18 protein-coding genes are annotated in these 19,351 nt (G+C 47.8%); 4 read left to right on the top strand and 14 right to left on the bottom strand.

Annotated elements, in window-relative coordinates:
* Positions 1-47: 47 nt before the first annotated feature.
* The 4 genes from ACYVF1_RS22995 to lpdA form a co-directional block, all read right to left on the bottom strand.
* Entirely contained in the window at positions 48-1,214 is a 1,167-nt protein-coding gene (locus tag ACYVF1_RS22995) for a YncE family protein (protein ID WP_461083273.1), read from the bottom strand.
* Positions 1,215-1,493: 279 nt separating this feature from the next.
* Positions 1,494-2,207, bottom strand: a complete 714-nt coding sequence (locus ACYVF1_RS22990) for a LolA family protein (protein WP_461083271.1) — start codon at positions 2,205-2,207, stop codon at positions 1,494-1,496.
* 90 nt (positions 2,208-2,297) lie between these two features.
* On the bottom strand, positions 2,298-4,862 hold the full coding sequence (locus ACYVF1_RS22985; protein ID WP_461083269.1) for a TonB-dependent receptor: 2,565 nt from the start codon (positions 4,860-4,862) through the stop codon (positions 2,298-2,300).
* 265 nt (positions 4,863-5,127) lie between these two features.
* Complete coding sequence (gene lpdA, locus ACYVF1_RS22980) at positions 5,128-6,528, bottom strand: dihydrolipoyl dehydrogenase (RefSeq protein WP_461083267.1); 1,401 nt, start codon at positions 6,526-6,528, stop codon at positions 5,128-5,130.
* 232 nt (positions 6,529-6,760) lie between these two features.
* Here lpdA and prfB point away from each other — a divergent pair.
* From prfB to ACYVF1_RS22965, 3 genes are all read left to right on the top strand, one after another.
* Positions 6,761-7,835 (top strand): peptide chain release factor 2 gene (gene prfB / locus ACYVF1_RS22975; RefSeq protein ID WP_461083265.1). Its coding sequence is split into 2 segments (ribosomal slippage): positions 6,761-6,820 and positions 6,822-7,835, totalling 1,074 coding nucleotides; the frame shifts between segments, so codons are not numbered across the junction.
* A gap of 128 nt (positions 7,836-7,963) precedes the next feature.
* Entirely contained in the window at positions 7,964-8,647 is a 684-nt protein-coding gene (locus ACYVF1_RS22970; protein ID WP_461083263.1) for an SDR family NAD(P)-dependent oxidoreductase, read from the top strand.
* Positions 8,648-8,769: 122 nt separating this feature from the next.
* Positions 8,770-9,465, top strand: a complete 696-nt coding sequence (locus tag ACYVF1_RS22965; RefSeq protein ID WP_461083261.1) for an SGNH/GDSL hydrolase family protein — start codon at positions 8,770-8,772, stop codon at positions 9,463-9,465.
* An 8-nt stretch (positions 9,466-9,473) separates the two neighbouring features.
* Here the strand turns inward: ACYVF1_RS22965 and ACYVF1_RS22960 are convergent, their stop codons facing one another.
* From ACYVF1_RS22960 to ACYVF1_RS22950, 3 genes are all read right to left on the bottom strand, one after another.
* Positions 9,474-10,250, bottom strand: coding sequence for a LytR/AlgR family response regulator transcription factor (locus ACYVF1_RS22960; protein WP_461083259.1), 777 nt, complete (start codon positions 10,248-10,250; stop codon positions 9,474-9,476).
* Positions 10,251-10,390: 140 nt separating this feature from the next.
* Positions 10,391-11,416 (bottom strand): sensor histidine kinase, encoded by a 1,026-nt coding sequence (locus ACYVF1_RS22955; protein WP_461083257.1) that lies wholly within the window; start codon positions 11,414-11,416, stop codon positions 10,391-10,393.
* A 98-nt stretch (positions 11,417-11,514) separates the two neighbouring features.
* Positions 11,515-12,096, bottom strand: coding sequence for a cupin domain-containing protein (locus tag ACYVF1_RS22950; protein WP_461083255.1), 582 nt, complete (start codon positions 12,094-12,096; stop codon positions 11,515-11,517).
* Between the two features lie 350 nt (positions 12,097-12,446).
* Between ACYVF1_RS22950 and ACYVF1_RS22945 the strand changes: the two genes are divergently transcribed.
* Positions 12,447-13,655 carry an FISUMP domain-containing protein gene (locus ACYVF1_RS22945; protein ID WP_461083253.1) on the top strand — a complete coding sequence of 403 codons (1,209 nt, stop codon included), beginning with the start codon at positions 12,447-12,449 and terminating at the stop codon, positions 13,653-13,655.
* 112 nt (positions 13,656-13,767) lie between these two features.
* Here the strand turns inward: ACYVF1_RS22945 and ACYVF1_RS22940 are convergent, their stop codons facing one another.
* The 7 genes from ACYVF1_RS22940 to ACYVF1_RS22910 form a co-directional block, all read right to left on the bottom strand.
* Positions 13,768-14,466: a DUF2306 domain-containing protein gene (locus ACYVF1_RS22940; protein WP_461083251.1), complete on the bottom strand. Its 699-nt coding sequence runs from the start codon at positions 14,464-14,466 to the stop codon at positions 13,768-13,770.
* Between the two features lie 136 nt (positions 14,467-14,602).
* The gene (locus tag ACYVF1_RS22935) at positions 14,603-15,499 is read right to left on the bottom strand and encodes a LytR/AlgR family response regulator transcription factor (RefSeq protein WP_461083249.1); all 897 of its coding nucleotides are present in this window, start codon (positions 15,497-15,499) and stop codon (positions 14,603-14,605) included.
* A 36-nt stretch (positions 15,500-15,535) separates the two neighbouring features.
* Positions 15,536-16,156, bottom strand: coding sequence for a rhomboid family intramembrane serine protease (locus ACYVF1_RS22930; RefSeq protein ID WP_461083247.1), 621 nt, complete (start codon positions 16,154-16,156; stop codon positions 15,536-15,538).
* A gap of 62 nt (positions 16,157-16,218) precedes the next feature.
* Entirely contained in the window at positions 16,219-17,190 is a 972-nt protein-coding gene (locus ACYVF1_RS22925; RefSeq protein ID WP_461083245.1) for a polyprenyl synthetase family protein, read from the bottom strand.
* Positions 17,191-17,250: 60 nt separating this feature from the next.
* Complete coding sequence (locus ACYVF1_RS22920) at positions 17,251-18,075, bottom strand: hypothetical protein (RefSeq protein ID WP_461083243.1); 825 nt, start codon at positions 18,073-18,075, stop codon at positions 17,251-17,253.
* Positions 18,076-18,128: 53 nt separating this feature from the next.
* Positions 18,129-18,563, bottom strand: a complete 435-nt coding sequence (locus ACYVF1_RS22915; RefSeq protein WP_190885638.1) for a nucleoside deaminase — start codon at positions 18,561-18,563, stop codon at positions 18,129-18,131.
* Positions 18,564-18,603: 40 nt separating this feature from the next.
* Positions 18,604-19,284 (bottom strand): NUDIX hydrolase, encoded by a 681-nt coding sequence (locus tag ACYVF1_RS22910; RefSeq protein ID WP_461083241.1) that lies wholly within the window; start codon positions 19,282-19,284, stop codon positions 18,604-18,606.
* Between the last annotated feature and the right edge of the window lie 67 nt (positions 19,285-19,351).

Genomic DNA, 19,351 nt, shown 5'->3' with positions numbered 1-19,351 from the left:
AAGCTGTGGAATAGGCAGTTTAGTCAATTTTCCGGCGAAAAACAGCTTTAATTTTTAATCACTTTTTTCACTTGACCAAGACCGAATTGATCGCCAGCGGCAACCGGTTTTCCACCACTGAAGTGAAGTTCGATCATCTTCTCACTTTGTACATCGTTGTGATCCTGATCTTCCAGCGACGTAATGATTTTTCGCGTTTTCACATCGATAACCTCGCCAGTTGCGGGATACGCATACTTGCCATCCAGGCTAAACGTAATCCAGCCGGGCATGTCTTTCAACGCGATGGTGGTTTTCTGAACCGGCGGCATCACTGTGTTATCAAAAACGTGCAGGCGAAGATTATGCCCATCGCACAGCCAAAGTTCTTTTTCGTCGGGCGTCAGGGCAATACCGTGACTGGGGCAGCCATGCCGTCTTACTTCTCCCGGATTCCAGCCTTCAACTTCTACCCGATGCAGGAATTTCCCGGTCACCAAATCAGCCACTTCAAAACCAAGTAATCCATTGACATTCACGTACACAAGCGTCTGCGCACCGTTAATTGTAAACGGACGAATTTCGGCGCCGAACGGCCCTACCTGTCTGGTTACGGTATGCGTTTTCGTATCCGCTACGTTTAGCATCTTCGATTTCAGACCGGCCAGATACACTTCGTTGCCGTCGGGCCCGTAAATGGTATTGTGCGAGCCGGAGTTGGTCACGATCTTAGTGATTACGTCGCCGGTTTTGGCATCTACTACGTTCCAGTGCGCTTTTTCGAGTGAGGGCGCGTAGATGATCTTACCATTGGGCGAAATCGAAATCCGGTCGACGCCACCTTCGTATTCTTTCTCCCAGAGTGTTTTTTCCGTGACCAGATCGATGCATTGAATAGCTTCTAACGTACTGATATAAATACAGTTAGTGGCTAAACTCACATCAACACCTTTCACATTGGATGGAATGCCTTTTTTCATCATCCCACCAGGTGTTTTAATGAACTTCAAAAACTTGTGATTATTGTCGATATCGAAAACCTGGATACCGTGCCCCCCGTAACCCAGGTAGTTACGAATACCGGGCGTCACTACGTAAAGCAGACGCTGAACTTTAGGCGCCGGTTTTGGCGCTGAAGCTGTTAGTTTCTCACCCGATGACGCTATCCAGGCGGTGGCAGATACAAAAAACAAGCTGCCCAACAGCAGCCGAAAAGCGGTTCTAATCGTCTTCATAATCTGGTAAGTGCTTGGATATAGAAAGGAATTTTATTGCTCATTGATTTGATACCGGCTTAAGTACATATCTGGTTCAGATAAGACAGAGTAGCTATCGTTTTACCGTTCCCGGTCCATACTTCGACGTAGCAATACGTTACGCAGTAACTCAAAAAGTTAATCAACGTAGTAGCGAATGCGATCAGTAACGTAACAAAGCCAGAAGCCGGATTCGCAGTCCATAAACTGCAAATCCGGCTTCTGGCTAAAACAAGCGCTACAACGTAGCGAAACGGTTTACTTGGCTGGTTTTTTGAAGATAGCGTCGTCAACCGGGCCGTTGATCGTGATTTTTTCGGTCGTGAACGTAAGGGCGCCCTGTGGCGAATTCATTTCCATAGTATTCGGAAACTTGATGCCATCTTTCTCCTTATAATTTGACAGACTGATTTCGCCCGATTGGCCATTCATCGTCATCTTAATTTTATTGATCAGGTAGGAATCGGCATCCACAAACTCGTCTACCACATTGCCTTCTTTCGTGGTCACTTTCAGGTGGTAAGCGTCTTTACCGTCGACTTTCTCTTTGCCGACCAATTCAACTTTATTGCCTTTGTCTTTATAATTGACCAGCGGGCCAAACGGATCAAGCTGACCCATTTGCTGCTTCACCTGATCGGCTGGCATGTCTTCCGGATCGCCAGAGCCGCCCATCATGGCCGGACGAATCATCCAACCCGTGCTGCCATCGACAACCTGAACCATCGAATTACCCATCACCGACGATTCAGTACGCATCGCTTTGCCGACAACGACCGTCGATTTGGTCGGAATATCCATGCCCTGCACCGATAACGAGCGCTCGGTATACACCGATTTCACACCACTCAATTTATCCTTACCACCCAGGGCGGCAACGTGTTTATCAACGATTTCGTCCACGGTCTGAGCGTATGCACCGACGGAGAAGCAAACGGCCAGCGTCGCGGCCAGAAATTGATTCGTTTTCATTTGATAATCTGGAGTTTGATTAAGTTAAGTATTAGGGATTTGAACGTAACGCAGACGGTCTGCCAGCGATAGACCGTCTGCGTTATCACTTTATTGACGTGGTGTTCCGCCACCTGGAGCATTACCTCCGCCCTGGCTCTGACCATCACTCTTCACGTCATCGTTATTAACCGATTTTGCCTTTTTCTTGGGAGCATCCATCGTCATCTTACCGATTTTGTACGTGAACGTCAACCGAACCCCCCGGTTATAAAGATACACATCATTTGTCTGATTAAACAACGGCGAGTTCAGAACCGTGTGAATATTGTAGCGATTGCTCAGGAAGTTTTCAGCAGCTAAGCCCACGCTGGCCTTTTTGTCTTTAAATTCTTTTTTGACACCCACCGTGTAGAAGGCAAACCCGCCTTGTGTACCCTGCAACTGCACCTGATTACCCTGCATGAATCCGAATGCCTGCGCACCCCAGCCATTTTTGAACGTAGCGTTCAGGAACGAACCACCGCTTATGTTCACGCCTGTGTTGGTAAACTCGGTCGATACGCGGTCACGGCTCATCACTTGGCCTGTCAAGCTGGTGTAGAACCCGTTCAGAAAAATCCCCATGTTGATTTTCGAGGTAAAGGCGATGTTCGTGAACAAGTTGATACCATAGCTATGCTGACGACCAATGTTCTGATACGTAGTAACAATGGCACCAGGAATCGAATCGGAAGGCTGGCTCACCTGCGTAATGGCGTTGTTGGTTGACCGGCCAAAGAATGTAGCGTTTACGAACGTTTTGCCGATGGTTTTGCTCAGCCCCAGTTCAAAGTTGTTGGTCAATTCAGGACGTAGCGTTGGGTTACCAACCTGAATTACCTGCGGGTTAGCCGCGTTGAAGTTGGGGTTCAGCTGTTGCAGACCCGGACGTTGAATACGTCGGTTAAAGCCCAGTTTCAACGTAGTACCTTTAAACGTTTTCGACGCGTTCACACTCGGCACCAGCACGCCGTAATCGGCCACACCCAAGTTTCCACCTTCGCGGGTGCTGGCGTCGATGAAGGTGTGTTCGTAACGTAAACCACCTTTGAGCGTATAACGATTTTTGGTGGTGTAGGTGTACGACGAATAACCGGCAGCGATGTTCTGGTGATACGTTAGTTCACCCAACGTATTGTTGGCTTCGGTGCTGAAAACACCTGACGGACCAGCGACCAGATATTTATAATCGCTGTTTACTTCCCGGAAGATGGCTTTACCACCAAATTCAAGCAGTTGATTTTTCTTAATCGGCGTCTGATAATCAGTCTGTAACGTAAATTCTTCGTTTACGTTGCTGTTTAAGTTCCGCTGACGACCAGTCAATTGTCTGGAGCTATTCAGCAAATCGGCATCGAAATTATTGGTCAGATCGTTGCGGCTATACAGCGTCGAAATGCTCCATTCCTGTTGCGGTTTAAATGTATGCAGGTAATCAATGTTGGCATCGATAGTTCCCGACAGGTTTTTGGCATCAACATTCCGGTTTGCCGTCGATGTAAGAGCGTTGTTGGTAAACAGTTGCGTAATAAGATCCTGTTGGCTGTTGAAGTTCCGCAAACCGTAGCGCACACCGGCTGTCAGACTTTGGTCCTTGGCTAGATCATAGTCAAAACCCAGGTTATACTGACCGAACATGCCCGAGCTACGTCCGTCGCCAATCTGCCGTGTTAGCGTCGTTACGTCATTGGCGACACTCGTTTGGTCCAGACTGGTCGACGTTTTCGTATTGTAAATCGCCCGACCGAAGCCACCTAACGTAAAACCAGCTTTTCCTTTGCGGTAGTTGCCGTTGAGCGCCAGTTGCGCACCCCGGTTCCCGACGCCTGAATCAATATTGAGGTTCAGACCTTGTAAACTGTTCTTTTTGGTGATGATATTGATGATACCACCCGATCCTTCGGCATCATATTTGGCCGATGGCGATGTAATAACTTCAACCGTTTTGATCTGATCGGCAGGGATTTGCTTCAACGCGTCTGAAACGCTGCTGGCGACGATGGTCGATGGTTTGTTGTTGATCAATACGCGAATGTTCTGGCTACCACGTAATGATACGTTCCCATCCAGATCGACGCTGAGCATGGGCACTTTGCGGAGAATGTCGGTAGCGTCACCACCTTTGGCAGTAATGTCTTTTTCAGCGTTGTAAACCAGCCGATCCACTTTTTCTTCGATGAGAGCCGCCTGACCAACAACCGTAACTTCTTCCAGCGTTTTAACGCTCGAGCTCAGCTTGATAGCTCCCAGATCTAGAGTCTGTCCATCCGTCAACGTAACGTTATCAATGGTCTTGTTGCGGAAGCCTACAAAACTGACCAGCACCCGATACTGACCCGCGGGTAGTTTTGGTAGGGTAAACTTCCCTTTCTCGTCGGCAACCGTACCATCGACGGCCTTATCGTTTGATTTGTTGAAGAGCGCAATACTGGCAAATTCAACCGCTTTGCCCTGCGTTGAGTCGGCTATTGAGCCGATAATTTTTGCGGTTCCGGTCGGTCTTGTATCTCCAGCAGTTCCTGGTAAGGCTTTAGGTTGAGTTGCCCCGCCCCCCATTGGGAATTGAGCCTGAGCCGATCCCAGCAAAGTCAGAACAAATAGAAGTGTTGCGAATAAAGAGGTAGTCGTTTTCATAGCAGCAGATTGTTGCTACAAAGTTGGTATAGGAATACTTCCTATAAAAAGGAAAAGGGATAAAGTCGGTATTCAACCGGATGGACGTCGGTTTATTGGTGACGAATGAATAGGAACCCCTCCCCAGTGAGGGAGAAGCTTCGCAGACGAGCGAGGTCAAGTTCCTTCCTCACTGGGGAGGGATTTAGGATGGGGTAAGAAACATAAATGCCGTTAAGTTGCTACGTATCACAACTTAACGGCATTTGTAAAAATCTACTGAACTCTACAAGTGAATTGCCTCACCGTAAGCCGCTTCGGTCGCGTCTTTAATGGCTTCCGACATGGTTGGGTGCGGGTGAACGGCTTTCAGAATTTCTTCGCCCGTAGTTTCGAGTTTGCGAGCGGCTACCACTTCGGCAATCATTTCCGTTACGTTGTTACCGATGAAGTGAGCACCTAAAAACTCACCGTATTTGGCATCAAAAATAACTTTCACGAAACCTTCCGGCGTACCAGCCGCTTTAGCCTTACCCGACGCCGAAAATGGGAATTTTCCAACTTTCAGATCGTAACCAGCTTCGCGAGCCGCTTTTTCGGTATAACCCACCGACGCGATTTCGGGCGTGCAGTACGTACAACCCGGAATGTTGTTGTAATTCAGTGGCTCTACGTGTGGCAATCCCGCAATTTTCTCGACGCAGATAATGGCTTCTGCCGACGCTACGTGTGCCAGCGCCTGACCTTTCGTGCAGTCGCCAATGGCGTAGTATCCTTCTACGTTAGTGCGGTAATAATCGTCGGTTACAATTTTGCCCCGATCAACGGCGATACCCGTTTCTTCAAGACCAATGTTTTCGATGTTGGCCACAACGCCAGCTGCCGAAAGCACTACGTCGACGTCGAAAGTTTTCTCACCGTCGGGCGTTTTCACGAACACTTTGCAGCCGTTGCCGCTCGTATCGACTTTCGTTACTTCCGATTTTGTGTAGATGTCGATACCCATCTTCTTGTACTGCTTGGCGAGTTCTTTCGAGATATCTTCATCTTCGACAGGTACTACGTTCGGCAGAAATTCAATGATGGTTACTTTCGTGCCCATGCTGGCATACACATACGCGAACTCAACCCCGATAGCTCCCGAACCAATCACCAGCATCGAATCAGGACGCTTTTCGAGCGACATTGCCTTCCGGTATTCGATTACTTTGGTACCGTCGATGGGGACGCTTGGCAGTTGACGCGCCCGGCCACCAGTGGCAATGATGATGTGCTTGGCTTCGTATTCTGTAACCTTACCATCGGCAGCCGTTACGTCGATTTTCTTGCCTTTTTTTACTTTACCAACGCCGGAAATGACATCGATTTTATTCTTTTTCATCAGGAACGTAACGCCTTTGCTCATGCTATCGGCAACGCCCCGACTCCGTTTGATAACTGCACCAAAATCGGGTTTCGACTCGCCCGAGATGGTAATGCCGTAATCGGCCGAATGCTTGATATATTCAAAAACCTGTGCCGATTTCAGCAGGGCTTTGGTGGGAATACAACCCCAGTTCAGGCAAATGCCGCCCAGACTTTCGCGCTCGATGACAGCGGTTTTTAAACCCAATTGCGACGCCCGAATAGCAGCCACATAGCCGCCCGGCCCGCTACCCACAACGATTACATCGTACTGTGAAGCCATTATCTATGAATGTATAATGAAAAATGAGTAATGCTCTTTAAGGAGAACGCAAAGGTAGGTTGAAAAGTTGATACCGAGACCAAACCCTTCTGCCACTTGCTTTTGTTCTATCTTTGCGGTTTAATAGAAGTTGTAAAGTTATATAGTTGTAGGGTTGTAAGGTTTTACAGCCTGTAAAGTCAACTTTACAACACTACAACTCTATAACCTTATAACTTTTAAAGACAAGTTCATGACAACTGACCAGTTGACCGACTTGAGAGCCAGAGTAGAGGCTCTGAGGGGGTATCTTTGACTACGATAACAAAAAAGAACAATTAGCCGAACTCGAACAACAAACATTCCAGCCCGAATTCTGGACGGATGCCGCCCGCGCCGAAGGTGTGATGAAGCAGGTACGCGGACTGAAAGGCTGGATTTCTGGTTACGAAAACCTGAACACCCAATTCGGCGACCTCGAAACCCTATTTGAATTCTACGAAGCCGGTGAGGTAACTGAAGAAGAGGTCGACGAAGAAAAGGAAAAAGTGCTGGCAACGCTCGATGACCTTGAGTTGAAAAAAATGCTCGGTAACGAAGAAGACCAGCTTAGCGCCGTCCTCGAAATTAATGCCGGAGCCGGTGGCACCGAAAGCCAGGACTGGGCCGATATGCTGTACCGAATGTACATGCGCTGGGCAGAAAAACACGGATTCAGCCTAAAACAGGTTGATTATCAGGAAGGTGATACAGCAGGCATTAAATCAGCTACGATTGAAGTTGATGGACCGCTGGCGTACGGATTCCTGAAATCAGAAAACGGCGTTCACCGATTGGTACGTATTTCTCCGTTCGATTCCAATGCCCGGCGGCATACGTCTTTTGCATCGGTGTTTGCGTATCCGTTGGTGGATGATACCATTAACATTGAAGTGAATCCGGCTGATATTGACTGGGATACGTTCCGATCGGGGGGAGCTGGTGGACAGAACGTAAACAAAGTAGAAACGGCTGTTCGATTGCGGCACCGACCTTCTGGCCTGATTATCGAATGTCAGCAGGAACGTAGTCAGTTGCAGAATAAAGAAGTGGCAATGCGTTTGCTGAAATCGAAACTGTATGAGATTGAGGTTCAGAAACGTAACGCGGCCCGCGCCGAAGTGGAAGCGGGTAAACAGAAAATCGAATGGGGCTCGCAGATACGTTCGTACGTACTGGACGACCGACGCGTGAAAGACCACCGAACCGGTCACCAAACCTCCAATACCGACGCTGTTTTAGACGGTGATCTGGACCCATTCATTAAAGCGTTTCTGCTCGATCAGTAATTTCGATTTACTCGTCAAAACCCTGTCTGACATTACGTTAGGCAGGGTTTTTCAATTACTTTCGCTTCTGCACTGTATCTAACATATGTTTTCACCGTCAAAACTACATAGCCAAACGAGCGGATAGCATGAAAACGATTTTGATTACCGGAGCATCGGGTGGATTGGGCCAGGACGTAGTGAACCATCTTCATGAGCAGGGGTTTCGCATTCTGGCGACAGTTGGGTCGGGCCGACATGTCAATCTGTTTGAGAAATTGCCCCACGTCGTCACGAAGGAAGTAAATGTACTGGACGAATCCAGCGTCAATACGTTTCTCAATGACCATCAATCAGATGCGGTTCAGGCAGCTATTCTGCTGGTAGGTGGCTTTGCGATGGGCACCCTTCAGGAAACAGATACGGCGCTGTTGCAGAGCATGTTCGACGTTAATTTCCTATCCGCTTTCAATCTCGTCAAACCGCTGATGGCCCAGTTCGAGAAACAGGGAGGAGGTCAGTTTGTGCTTATCGGTTCCCGTCCGGCGCTTCACGCCAGCGAAGGAAAGAACGTAGTGGCGTATGCATTGAGCAAAACGCTGGTGTTTGAACTGGCCGAGATCATCAACGCGCAGGGGAAATCAAAAAATATAACGGCTACTGTAATTGTTCCCAGCACCATCGATACCCCAGCCAATCGAGCTGCCATGCCCAGCGCTGATCCGAGTCGTTGGGTATCGGCAAAAAGCATCGCTGAAGTAATTGGCTTTGTGCTAAATGATACTGGCCAGATGATGCGCGAGACTGTCATCAAATTCTATAATCAGGCCTAAGCCTCGGAAAACAATCCGGTTGTTACGTTGGTACGTACTTCTTGATACGTTACGTTCACAAAGTTGGCTCAAAATCGACGGTGTTCGTGTGCGAACGTAGTGATTACTCAACGGATACGACTATGACGAAACTACTGTTTTTCCTTGCTCCCCTCCTACTCGCCTGCGTGCAACGTAGCGCAGATTCTATGCCTACTCCAACTACTCCGGCAGCCAACTATTCTTTTTTATCGCTGGGCGACTCGTATACCATTGGTGAAAGCGTTGCAGAAGCCGACCGTTGGAGTGTTCAGCTCGCCGGGATGTTGCGAAAAGAAGGCGTCGACGTAGCGAATCCTGACATTATCGCTAAAACTGGCTGGACGACTGCCGAACTTCAGGACGCGATCAAAGCCAGTGGCAATCAAAAAACCTATAGCCTCGTTTCGCTGCTGATTGGCGTAAATAATCAGTACCGCGGGCAGAGTCAGGATCAATACCGGACTGAATTTAAAGATTTGCTTCAAACAGCGATCAAGTTTGCGGGCGGAAAAAGCAATCACGTATTTGTGCTTTCTATTCCCGATTGGGGCGCTTCTCCGTATGCTACGGGTCAAAACAAGACGAAAATTGCGCAGGATATTGACCAGTTTAACGCCATCGCCAAAGAAGAATGCCAGAAAGCGAGCATTCCGTTTGTGGATATTACACCCCTGACGCGCTCAGCCGCAGGCGACGCTTCACAATTTGCCTCTGATGGACTACACTATTCTGGCAAACAAATGCAGCAATGGGCAATCAAAGCATTGCTTGTAGCTAAAGGACTGTTAGTGAATTAACTCGTACCCTATTTCCCCATCCAGTTTTTAAAATCGGTGGCGCGTTCACGGCTTACCAATACGTCCTCGCTGGGCAGTGGATTGAGCGTCAACTTGAGTTTGTTATTGAAATAGGGGTGAATCTGCTGCACAGACTGGATGTTCACGATAAACTGTCGGCTGGCCCGAAAAAACAGGTTAGGGTCGAGCATTTCCATTACCTGATCCATCGTGTAATCCAGCGAAAACTTCTGTCCTTTAAACGTACGAAACAGCGTCACCCGCTCCTCGGAATGGAAATAGGCAATTTCACTAACCTCAACCGGTAGCCATTGCGAGAGATGACGTACCAGAAACCGACGACGATACTCGTCCGGCTCTGTCTGCCGACGTAACTGCTTAACTAGAGTGTCGATAGCATCAAGTTGGCGAGCCGGGGTTTTCGCAGGTTGAGCCAACTGCTGGAATTTTTGCAGACTTGCCACCAGTTCGGGTTGTTTGATTGGCTTCAGCAGGTAGTCGATGCTATTGACCTTAAAGGCTTTAATAGCGTATTCATCGTACGACGTAGTGAAAATCACCGGTGCGGAAACGGCTGTCTGCTCAAATATTTCGAAACTTTGACCATCCTCCAGTTCAATATCCATAAAGATCAAATCAAGAGCCGGGTTCGATTGCAGGTAATCAACAGAGGCTTCGATACTGGGCGTTTTATTTACAATACGTATCTGCGGATCGATTTCGGCCAGTAATTTGGTTAGTCGGAGGGCAGCTAAATCCTCATCTTCAATAATCAGTACGTTCATGCGGTTTTTCCCTATAAGAGTGGCAAATGGCTTCGCTAAACTAGATTAAAAGCTTTTTTATACCGACTGAAACATGCACCAACGTACTAAAATGGCTACTGAAGTGGAACAGATGCAGGATGACTCGCTACGTTATACAATCAGGACGGAATTAGGGGTAAAGCTACCACAAACTGGCCCGTTTCTTCCCGAACCGATGGCCGGGGCTGACCCAGCATTTCATATTTCGCCAGGATGTTGTTTAATCCCACACCATTCGACACAACGCCCTGTTTTTTCTTCTGAATATTATTGCGAACGTGCAGATTAGCCAACGCATCGGTCTGAATTTCAATGGTGAGCGGTTTACTTTTCATGACAATGTTGTGCTTCACGGCGTTTTCGACCAGCAACTGCAACGTTAAAGGCGGAATCTGGTACGTTCGAAAACGATGATCGACCTGAATGAGCAGATCGAAACCAGCGCCATAGCGGGTACGTAGCAAATGCGTGTAGGAATTAATAAACTCCAGTTCCGTTGCTAAATCGGTCAGGTCCTGCTCATTAGCCCGCAATACGTAGCGATATACTGAGCTCAACTCCTCGGTAAAAACTTCGGCCTGCTGAGGACTTTCTCCAATCAGCGTTAGCAACGAATTCAGGCTATTGAACAGAAAATGCGGATTTACCTGCTGTTTCAATACGTCCATCTGCTGCTGCATATGCAGTTGCTTCAGTTGAAATTCGCGCCGGGTGCTTTCTCTCAACTGGTTATACGTAAAAATCGCTTCATGGCATCCGGCGGACACAACGTTGGTAACAAACCCGATCATCATGATCCAGGGAATAATTTCAGGCTTATAAGGATAGCCCAGTTGACCGTAAATCCAGAAAACAATTGGAATGGTCGTTTCCATCACCGCAACGTACATGAGCATGGAATACAGCAGTCGCTGACCAAATTGATCAGGTCCGCCGAACCGAAACCGCATGTATTTCATCCAGGTAGTTAGGATTACGAAAATTAACCCGCCCCAGATATTGATAATCAGCGTAGAACCGATAAACAGCGGCCGATCCTGAAAGTAAGTAGGCCCAAAAATCAGATAGTTGGCAATGATGACAGCAGGATAATTCAGCAGATAAACCAGAAAATCGAAGCGGTCAAACGTAGCCCACTTTTTCATAAGAGGAAAAATTATTCTCTATCAAAAATAGGAGTTAGGTGCGGCATAATCAACGCAGTAAGGCGATTAGTGGCGAACAAACGGATTACTCCATACAACTACCAAATGGTCAGGTAACGGCGCTGCAATTCGGCGGCAACACCTTTCTTAAGCGCCTGACGCCCAAACCAGTGTAATACCGGTTGGAGCACAGACATCCATCCCGTCATGTACGTACCGCTAATCATGACGACGTATCCCAGGGCGTAGATACTTTTAGGCATACCCTGTGCGTTCGATTGGCCATCGCGGGCCAGACCATACGTAATTTGAAGCGTCTGCTCAAAACCGGGGCAACCCGGCGCTATCCGGCATTGAAAACGGCAGGAATCGTTGCTTTGATTAAAAAATCGGTGTTTGCTGAAAGCAGGCGCCGTGGCCGACTCTCCGGGCTGGAGACGAATAATGTCTTTGCCCACCTGAATACTCAATTCTCCTTCCAGACAGGTAAATTCTTCCGAAAACTCTTCGTGGTAATGAAGCGGATTCCCTCCCCCGGCCGATAATGTAACTTCAACCAAGGTCTGATAGCTATTGCTTTCGCGGCTAGTTTCCAGAAAAACCACTTCATCTTTCAGGATTGGATTGATAATCGTGCGTGATTTGGTTAACGCGGCAGATCGTGTTTTTGTCGTTTGCATGAGCTTGATGTTTTTAAATTGCTAATGCAAAACTGACCTAATCTATTTCCAGTACCGAAGACCATCCTACCGAAAGATCATTTACAGCTACTGAAGCGTCACAGACCCAAGCTGACCTTACTAAGCTACCTTTTCTCAAAAATTCTCGCCGTTTTAGTCCTCCTTTTCTCGGTTTACCGACTGAGTCGAACTTTAATACGCTTCAGTAAACGGCTGTCACGTTTCAGTAGATCGCTGTTTCGGCAGCCGAATCAGGCCGCTCAATTTTGCTCCCGTTCAGCGCAGAATGCCGCTTCAACGCCAGCTGGAATCGAAGCGGTAACCTCTTTTTTATCAAATCACTTAGACTAATGAACACGTACAGAACATTAATTTTAGCAGCCTACACCCTCGTTGCCTCACTGATTACTGCGTTGTGCAGCTGCAAACCGAATGAACCCATTGCGCCGGGTGAAAATCCAGAATCAACGCTTGAAACACCCTACACGACCATCCCCGACGAATTTGTTGGTACCTGGTTTGCTAGTCATAATGAAGGGCCGTTGACCGACAACTGGAACAATAAGACGTTTCAGGGCGAGCAGGGCTTCCGCGAATTCCGGACGATGGTTTTTACACAGGATGGCAAAAACGCCATCGAGTATACTACGTCGGTTTATAACACGAGCAGCGAAACGCACCAGCGCTTTTATAAGATCACCGGCACGCTGGAATATAAAGACAGTCCAGCGTCAATCACGTTTCACGCGCAGGCAGGTACCATGCGGGTCTTTAGTAATCGGTCTTCAGGGTATCAGGAATCGCCGATACGTATTGAAGATATACGCAAGTACCAGACAGTTTGGGAGAAGCCGCAAGCCACCAATATTCCGGATGCCAAAAATTTTCTTACAGGCACTATAATCGATCAGGACGGTCGGTATTCGGTGAAATACCAAAAAGTAGGCAGCGCCAGTCAGACCCCCACGACGGGCCTGCCATCGAAAACACCCATCACCAGCGGCAGCTCCGTGAAAATCGGAGACTTGTATTATCCGACGATAAACATTGGAAATCAGGAGTGGATGGCTACGAATTACGCAGGTGCTGGTAGTTTAAAAGAATCGGCAAAACCGCAGTACGGCACCTTTCTGGCCTACGCGGATTTGAAAAATATTCCTCTGCCCGCTGGCTGGCGGATTCCGACCCAACAGGATTACGTGAAGTTGCTGAAATCGCAGGGACTGACCGTCTACGATTGGGGAACCGACGGCGACGACGTATCATCCAAGCGATTGCTGGGACAACTGATGGCTACCGATGCCTGGACAAAAAAGGACGGTTACGCCAATAACAAATCCGGTTTCAATGCCATCCCTGCCGACGTGCGACGACCTAACGGCACTAATTATGGCGAAGGAACCAACTGCGTACTGTGGACTTCCGACAAAGACGCCGAAGACAGTCCGATGGTTTTCAACCTCATACAGATGCCCAGCAGCACCTATGCCCGATTCACGCCACAACCAATTGGCTATTTCCCGACACTTACGCCAGTCCGACTGGTTCGGGACAGGTAAAGTTACTACGTGGTATTCAGGTTCATGAACCTATCAATGAATACTACGTAGTATCAGAATTTTTAAACAACACGCATAGTTGCTTTGCTACGTAGCAAAGCAACTATGAAAACTACGCCACCAACGCTGGTTTCGCTACGTTAAATTTCTGTTTGTAATAACGTACCGTCCGGCCAATCAGCATTCCGCCAACGATACTTGGTACAATCCAGCCAATTGTGTGTGTCCAGGCCGGCGCATCGGGAGGTAAAATGCGCCCCATGTTTGTAACAAGCGCGGCTGTGAACGTAGCAATGTAGGAGCCGCCCATACGGGTAAAATGCTGAAAGAACCAATGCATTTTTTCCGCTGGTTTTCTCAATTGCTGGATATCCTGCCTGGCAAAAACGCCTGTCAATACGCCAAAAAATGTAAATAGTATGGGGAAAAATACGTTTCCAGCCCGGCTTATCAAATAAACACCCATGCTAATCATGGCAAAACTTACCACCACCGTAGCATAGATCAGCACCCGGTCGGCAGTGGTTGGTCCGGATTTTTTCTGCTTGGTGGCGCGCCATCCGCTCATACTCAGGTAAAAGCTAAACACGGCAATACCCGTCAGAAAAAGCCGCATCATGGTTAAAGGTTGCACCACACAAAGCAGTAGCGCGGTTATGGCAACGGTAATCATGCAGTACACATACACAAGACCAGTACGGTTGTGCAATCGGCTGCCTTTTTTTGAGAACATCGGAACCAAGCCCACCAGCAGAGCAATGGAACCAGTGGCAATGTGAAGTATCAGTAGGGATATAACGAGCGTTTTCATAATCGGTTCAGCGGTTGTCGTTTGTTGGGACAAACATATAGTTACTGAAGCGATAGTTGCCCTGAAAAGGGCCAGACAGCAGCTTTAGGGACGTTTGACAAGCTGATAATCCCGTTGGGATGAGTGGCGGGACGTATCACAAAGTCTTTAAACGAGCTACGAGTGTTTCGTTATACTGACGCGCCACTGGAATCTGAAACTGTCCGTCAAGCAAGTGAAGTTTGTAGCCCTGCGCGTTGCCCGTCACGCGCTCGATCCGGTTCAGATTCACTACGTAGGACCGGTGGCAACGAACAATGTTGGGTCGGTCAATCTGCTTTTCCATCCGACTAAGGCTGCTACGTAGCAACAGTTTTGTTGGTCGGTCGTTTTTCAGATAAACAACTGTGCAGTAATTATCACTCGATTCAACAAAGAGCAAATCGTTTGCCGCTACGTTCAACGTGTCTTTTTCATTATCTGCGATCAAACGTAGTACGTCGTCTGTCGGCTGGTTTTCGTGACTACGTAACGTATCAGTTTTTTCCAGATTCGTTGGGAGCGAATGGTGGATGGGTAGTTCGGCAGCAGACTGACTGTATTTTTTGAGCTGAGTAATGTAGTTGAGCAAAACCAAACCCGTTATTGGAAAAATACCAACCACAAACGTGAACAGGATCATGCTCCAGTTATGCATGTAACCGCTCTTCGATGCCCCTAGAAGCAATTCGATGTAATAGCGATTCGCCAGGGCAATAAGGAGAAGATTACCCGTAATAAATATAATTTCGCGACCAACGGTCCATTGTTCTTCCGAAAACTGCCCGTGAAGCAATCGTTTCCAGAAAACCGTGTTAACGAAGGTCACTAGCGTTGTTACCACGCCGAAACCCAGAATTTTAAGTGGTTTATACGGTGTCTGCCAGAGGTTTAATTCGAACGGCTCAAAGACGAGTAGAAACAGACTAACAAAAAGACCAATCAGAAACGATTTCCATAGTATCCTACCGATGTTCTCGTCGTTTGGATAAGGTTGACCAAGTAGTTTAAACATAATCTATCTGTCGACCTGGGCGCTACGTAGTTCGGATTAGAATAATTGCCAGCTTGCTATCTGCTGGAAAAAATTGGACAACGCCGGCGGGTAAATAATAATCATGAACAGAACGCCAAACAGGGCGCCGTATAAGTGAGCATCGTGGTTGATGGTTCCTGACCCGCGTCGGGATTCGTAGTAAGAATATCCCAGATAAATTATACCGAAGATAAACCCCGGAACGCAGAGCGTGAAATACAGGCAAATTTTGGTGAGCGGCTGAAACAAGATACCCGCAAAAACAATAGCCGCTACCCCGCCCGAAGCCCCTAATGAATTATAATTGGAATCATTCCGGTGTTTCAGAAACGTGGGAATATCGGACACGATAATCCCAATCAGATAAAATCCGATTAGATAAAGTGGAGCAACCGCTCCAAATAACATCCCGAATATCTGCTCAATATACCCACCAAAAAAGTATAAACTGAGCATATTGAACAACAGGTGAGCCCAGTCGGCATGCAGAAATCCGGAGGTAAGCAGCCGGTAATACTGGCCCTTTTTGGCAACCAGATAGGGGTTCATTACCCACCGGTCCATTAGACCATAGTTGTTCCAGGCCATAATACTAATAATGACCGTAACAGCGATAATGATAACTGTTGTATCCATAATCTAAACGATGTATGATAGGTGATGTAGGATATATGCTTCAAACTATACCCTACATTTTTTTAGCTTTCCCGCTCTACGAGCTGACGGGCGAATTGAATCAGCAGGCTTTTTCGGCTCTGGTCGGCGTCGATAGCTTCAAAATTGGTAAAACCACGAGCGAAATAGTCATTTATACGGCTCTCCGTCAGTTGGCGAATGCCCAATTTATCATAAATGGCCGTAATTGCCTGCACTTTTTCATCCCGATTAAATTCAGACTTTTGCAGCCAATCGATAAGCTCATCTTTTAGCGAGCCTGTAGCCTGCTGCAGGGCTTCAATCAGCAGAAACGTTTTTTTATTGGCGATGATATCCCCCCCAACCTGCTTGCCAAACTTAGCCGGGTCGCCATAAACATCAAGCAGATCATCTTTAAGCTGAAATCCGATGCCAATATTCATACCTCCTTCGTACAAATGGCGGTTGGTTTCGTCGTCGGCACCCGTAATAAGCCCCCCTAGCTCAAGCGCGTATCCGACTAATACTGAAGTTTTTAGCCGAATCATCTCGATGTATTCATCTTCGGAAACGTCCCAGCGCGTTTCAAAATTCATGTCCATCTGCTGCCCTTCGCATACTTCGGCCGCAGTTTCACTGAATCGAGCCAATACGGCCTTCAGTTTATCGGCTTCAACATGGAGCAGCAGTTTATAGGCATTCACCAGCATTACATCTCCCGACAGAATCGCAATGTTGTCATTCCATTTTTCATGAACCGTCGGCTCTCCACGACGTAGCGGAGCCTTGTCCATGATATCGTCATGTAGGAGGGTGAAGTTGTGAAACACTTCAATGCTCAGCGCCGGACGTACCGCTTTCTGCCAATCGTCGGTAAAAAGGTACGTAGCCATTAGGGTCAGCAGTGGGCGTAACCGCTTACCTCCCAGACTCATGATATACCGAATCGGGTCGTAAAGTTCGGGCGGCTGCTGACCGTATTGAAGTTGAGAAAGTTCGTTCTGGAGAGCGTCAATAAAGTGGGTTGGACTCATTCGGCTGTAGCGGCATTCTACCGGTTTTACCCCAAAAATAGGCGAAAAGCCGCCAAAAGCCTAACCGCCGAACATCCGTCGGTAATTCCGCTGCGATGACGTACTGAGCAGAAAGACCATCCGGGCCGATAACGTAAAGTAGCCATCCCGCTTACTAGAATTACCGCGCTTTGCGCCAATCTCATTCGGTAATTGACTCAATTCCAGCCGTCTGTCTGATAACGCAGCAGCTAACGGAGTCATTTTGGATCTGTCAGGATAAACCGTGCTGACATCGTCCAGATAGTCGCTCAATACGTGCGTATATGTGCCTTCCAGATGCCATTTAAACCGTTCGGTGGCAAAGATGGGCACGCCAAGGCCATAACGTAATATAAAGGGAAATCGATTGTAAGCTACGCCTTCCGTCTGCAAAGGGGCAAGGCTAACGGTTTGGCCTTTGTAGCTCGTTTTAGGCGTCATATAGGTTATGCCCAACCCCGCCAGCGCATACGGAATAACGACATGATTTCGGTCAGAAGCTTTCCAGAAATCCCATTGCAAGCCTGCCCAAATATCAGGATTCAAACTCCAGAACGATAAGTGGTTAGGTGAAAGATGAGTATCTTCCTGACTACCCCGAACGTAGTAAAGCTGCGCTTCGGCACGTAGTGTGAGTTGGGGCGAATAGCGATATGCGAAAGCGGCATTGAGCGCAAACCCGAGCTGCAAATGAGCCAGATTATCGCGTTCGTTCAGATCGCCCAGATACCGGGTTGTTCCGATGCCAATATTCAGTAACTGTGTACCGGGTTGCTCTCGCCATATTTCCGAACGTTGCGCCCAGATATTCGTGGCCCAAAGCAGTGAAATTAGCAGAATCCAGATGAAAGGTATACGTATCACAATGGTCTTAGCTTTCTAAAGACCATGTGACGTATCAACCCATTGAAGGTAACTTACAACTCGCCTATATCTTCATTCCAGAGCGTCGGTTTTTCGGCAATGAACTGATTCATCATGTCCACGCACTCGGGGAGATCAAGGTCAATTACCTCAACGCCATGCTGTTCCATAAATTCCCGCGCTCCGGCAAACGTCCGCGACTCGCCCACAATTACTTTCGGAATTTTAAACTGCACAATGGTGCCCGCGCACATGTAGCAGGGCATCAGCGTCGAATAAATAACCGTGTTTTTGAAGGAGCCCACACGACCAGCATTATTCAGGCAATCCATTTCACCGTGTAAAATCGGGTTGTTTTCCTGTACACGTTTGTTGTGCCCGGAAGCCACTAATTCTCCATTTTTAATAAGGGCCGAGCCGATGGGAATACCTCCTTCACTTAAACTTTTACGGGCCTGGCGAATGGCCTCCTGCATAAATTCATCCATAAGATTATGATCTTTCAAGTTCGGATTAACGAAATGCTATTTATAATAACTTCATTGTTTCATAATCACTAATGTGCTTCAAGTAGAGAAAAGTAAGCAGCAACCCGTTAACGTTAGTGATGAGTTTTTGTGATTCAGGCAACGTAGCAACGATGCTCGTGATACGTTCGTGCTCAGATTCACTACCCATGTTTTTCAGGTGAAACGACATAATCTCCTCCCGCGACATCTCTTTCTCCATACAGAAAAAGTGCATGGCTTCGTCGCTGGTACCGGTGCTCGGAAACCAGAGTCGAGAATTGAGTTTGGTCAGTTCATGAGCCGCAACTGTTAAGCCAATCTCTTCACCAATTTCGCGGGCCGCTACGTCATCAGCGGCATCACTGGCGTCGATCATGCCAGCCGGGTGCTCATACGTATGCGACCCATCCGCGATACGTCGCTGGCGGACCAGCACCACAAATTTTTCACGCGTTTCTTTATCGATCAGACAAACCAGCATGCAGGCCGCGTGTCCTTTCAGGAATAAAGCTGGTGGAATTTTATCGCCCTCGGGCGTATCGGCATCCACTTCGAGCATGGCAAATAAGACCTCGCCGTTGTGGCGATGACGGACGTAGTAATCTTTTACGCCGTTGATAGTCAACCCGTTTGCTTCGGCCTGCCGTTTCCAGAAACGGAATTTGTGCGCTTCCTCTAGCGATTCTTTCTTTTTACTCATACCGGCAATTTCGTAAAATAAAAAACGTCTCCAAACAAGACTTACTGCTCGGAGACGTAAAACGGTA

The sequence above is a fragment of the Spirosoma flavus genome (assembly GCF_054778555.1).
Note: the sequence above shows the minus strand (reverse complement) of the source record. Positions and strands in the feature narration are given on the sequence as shown.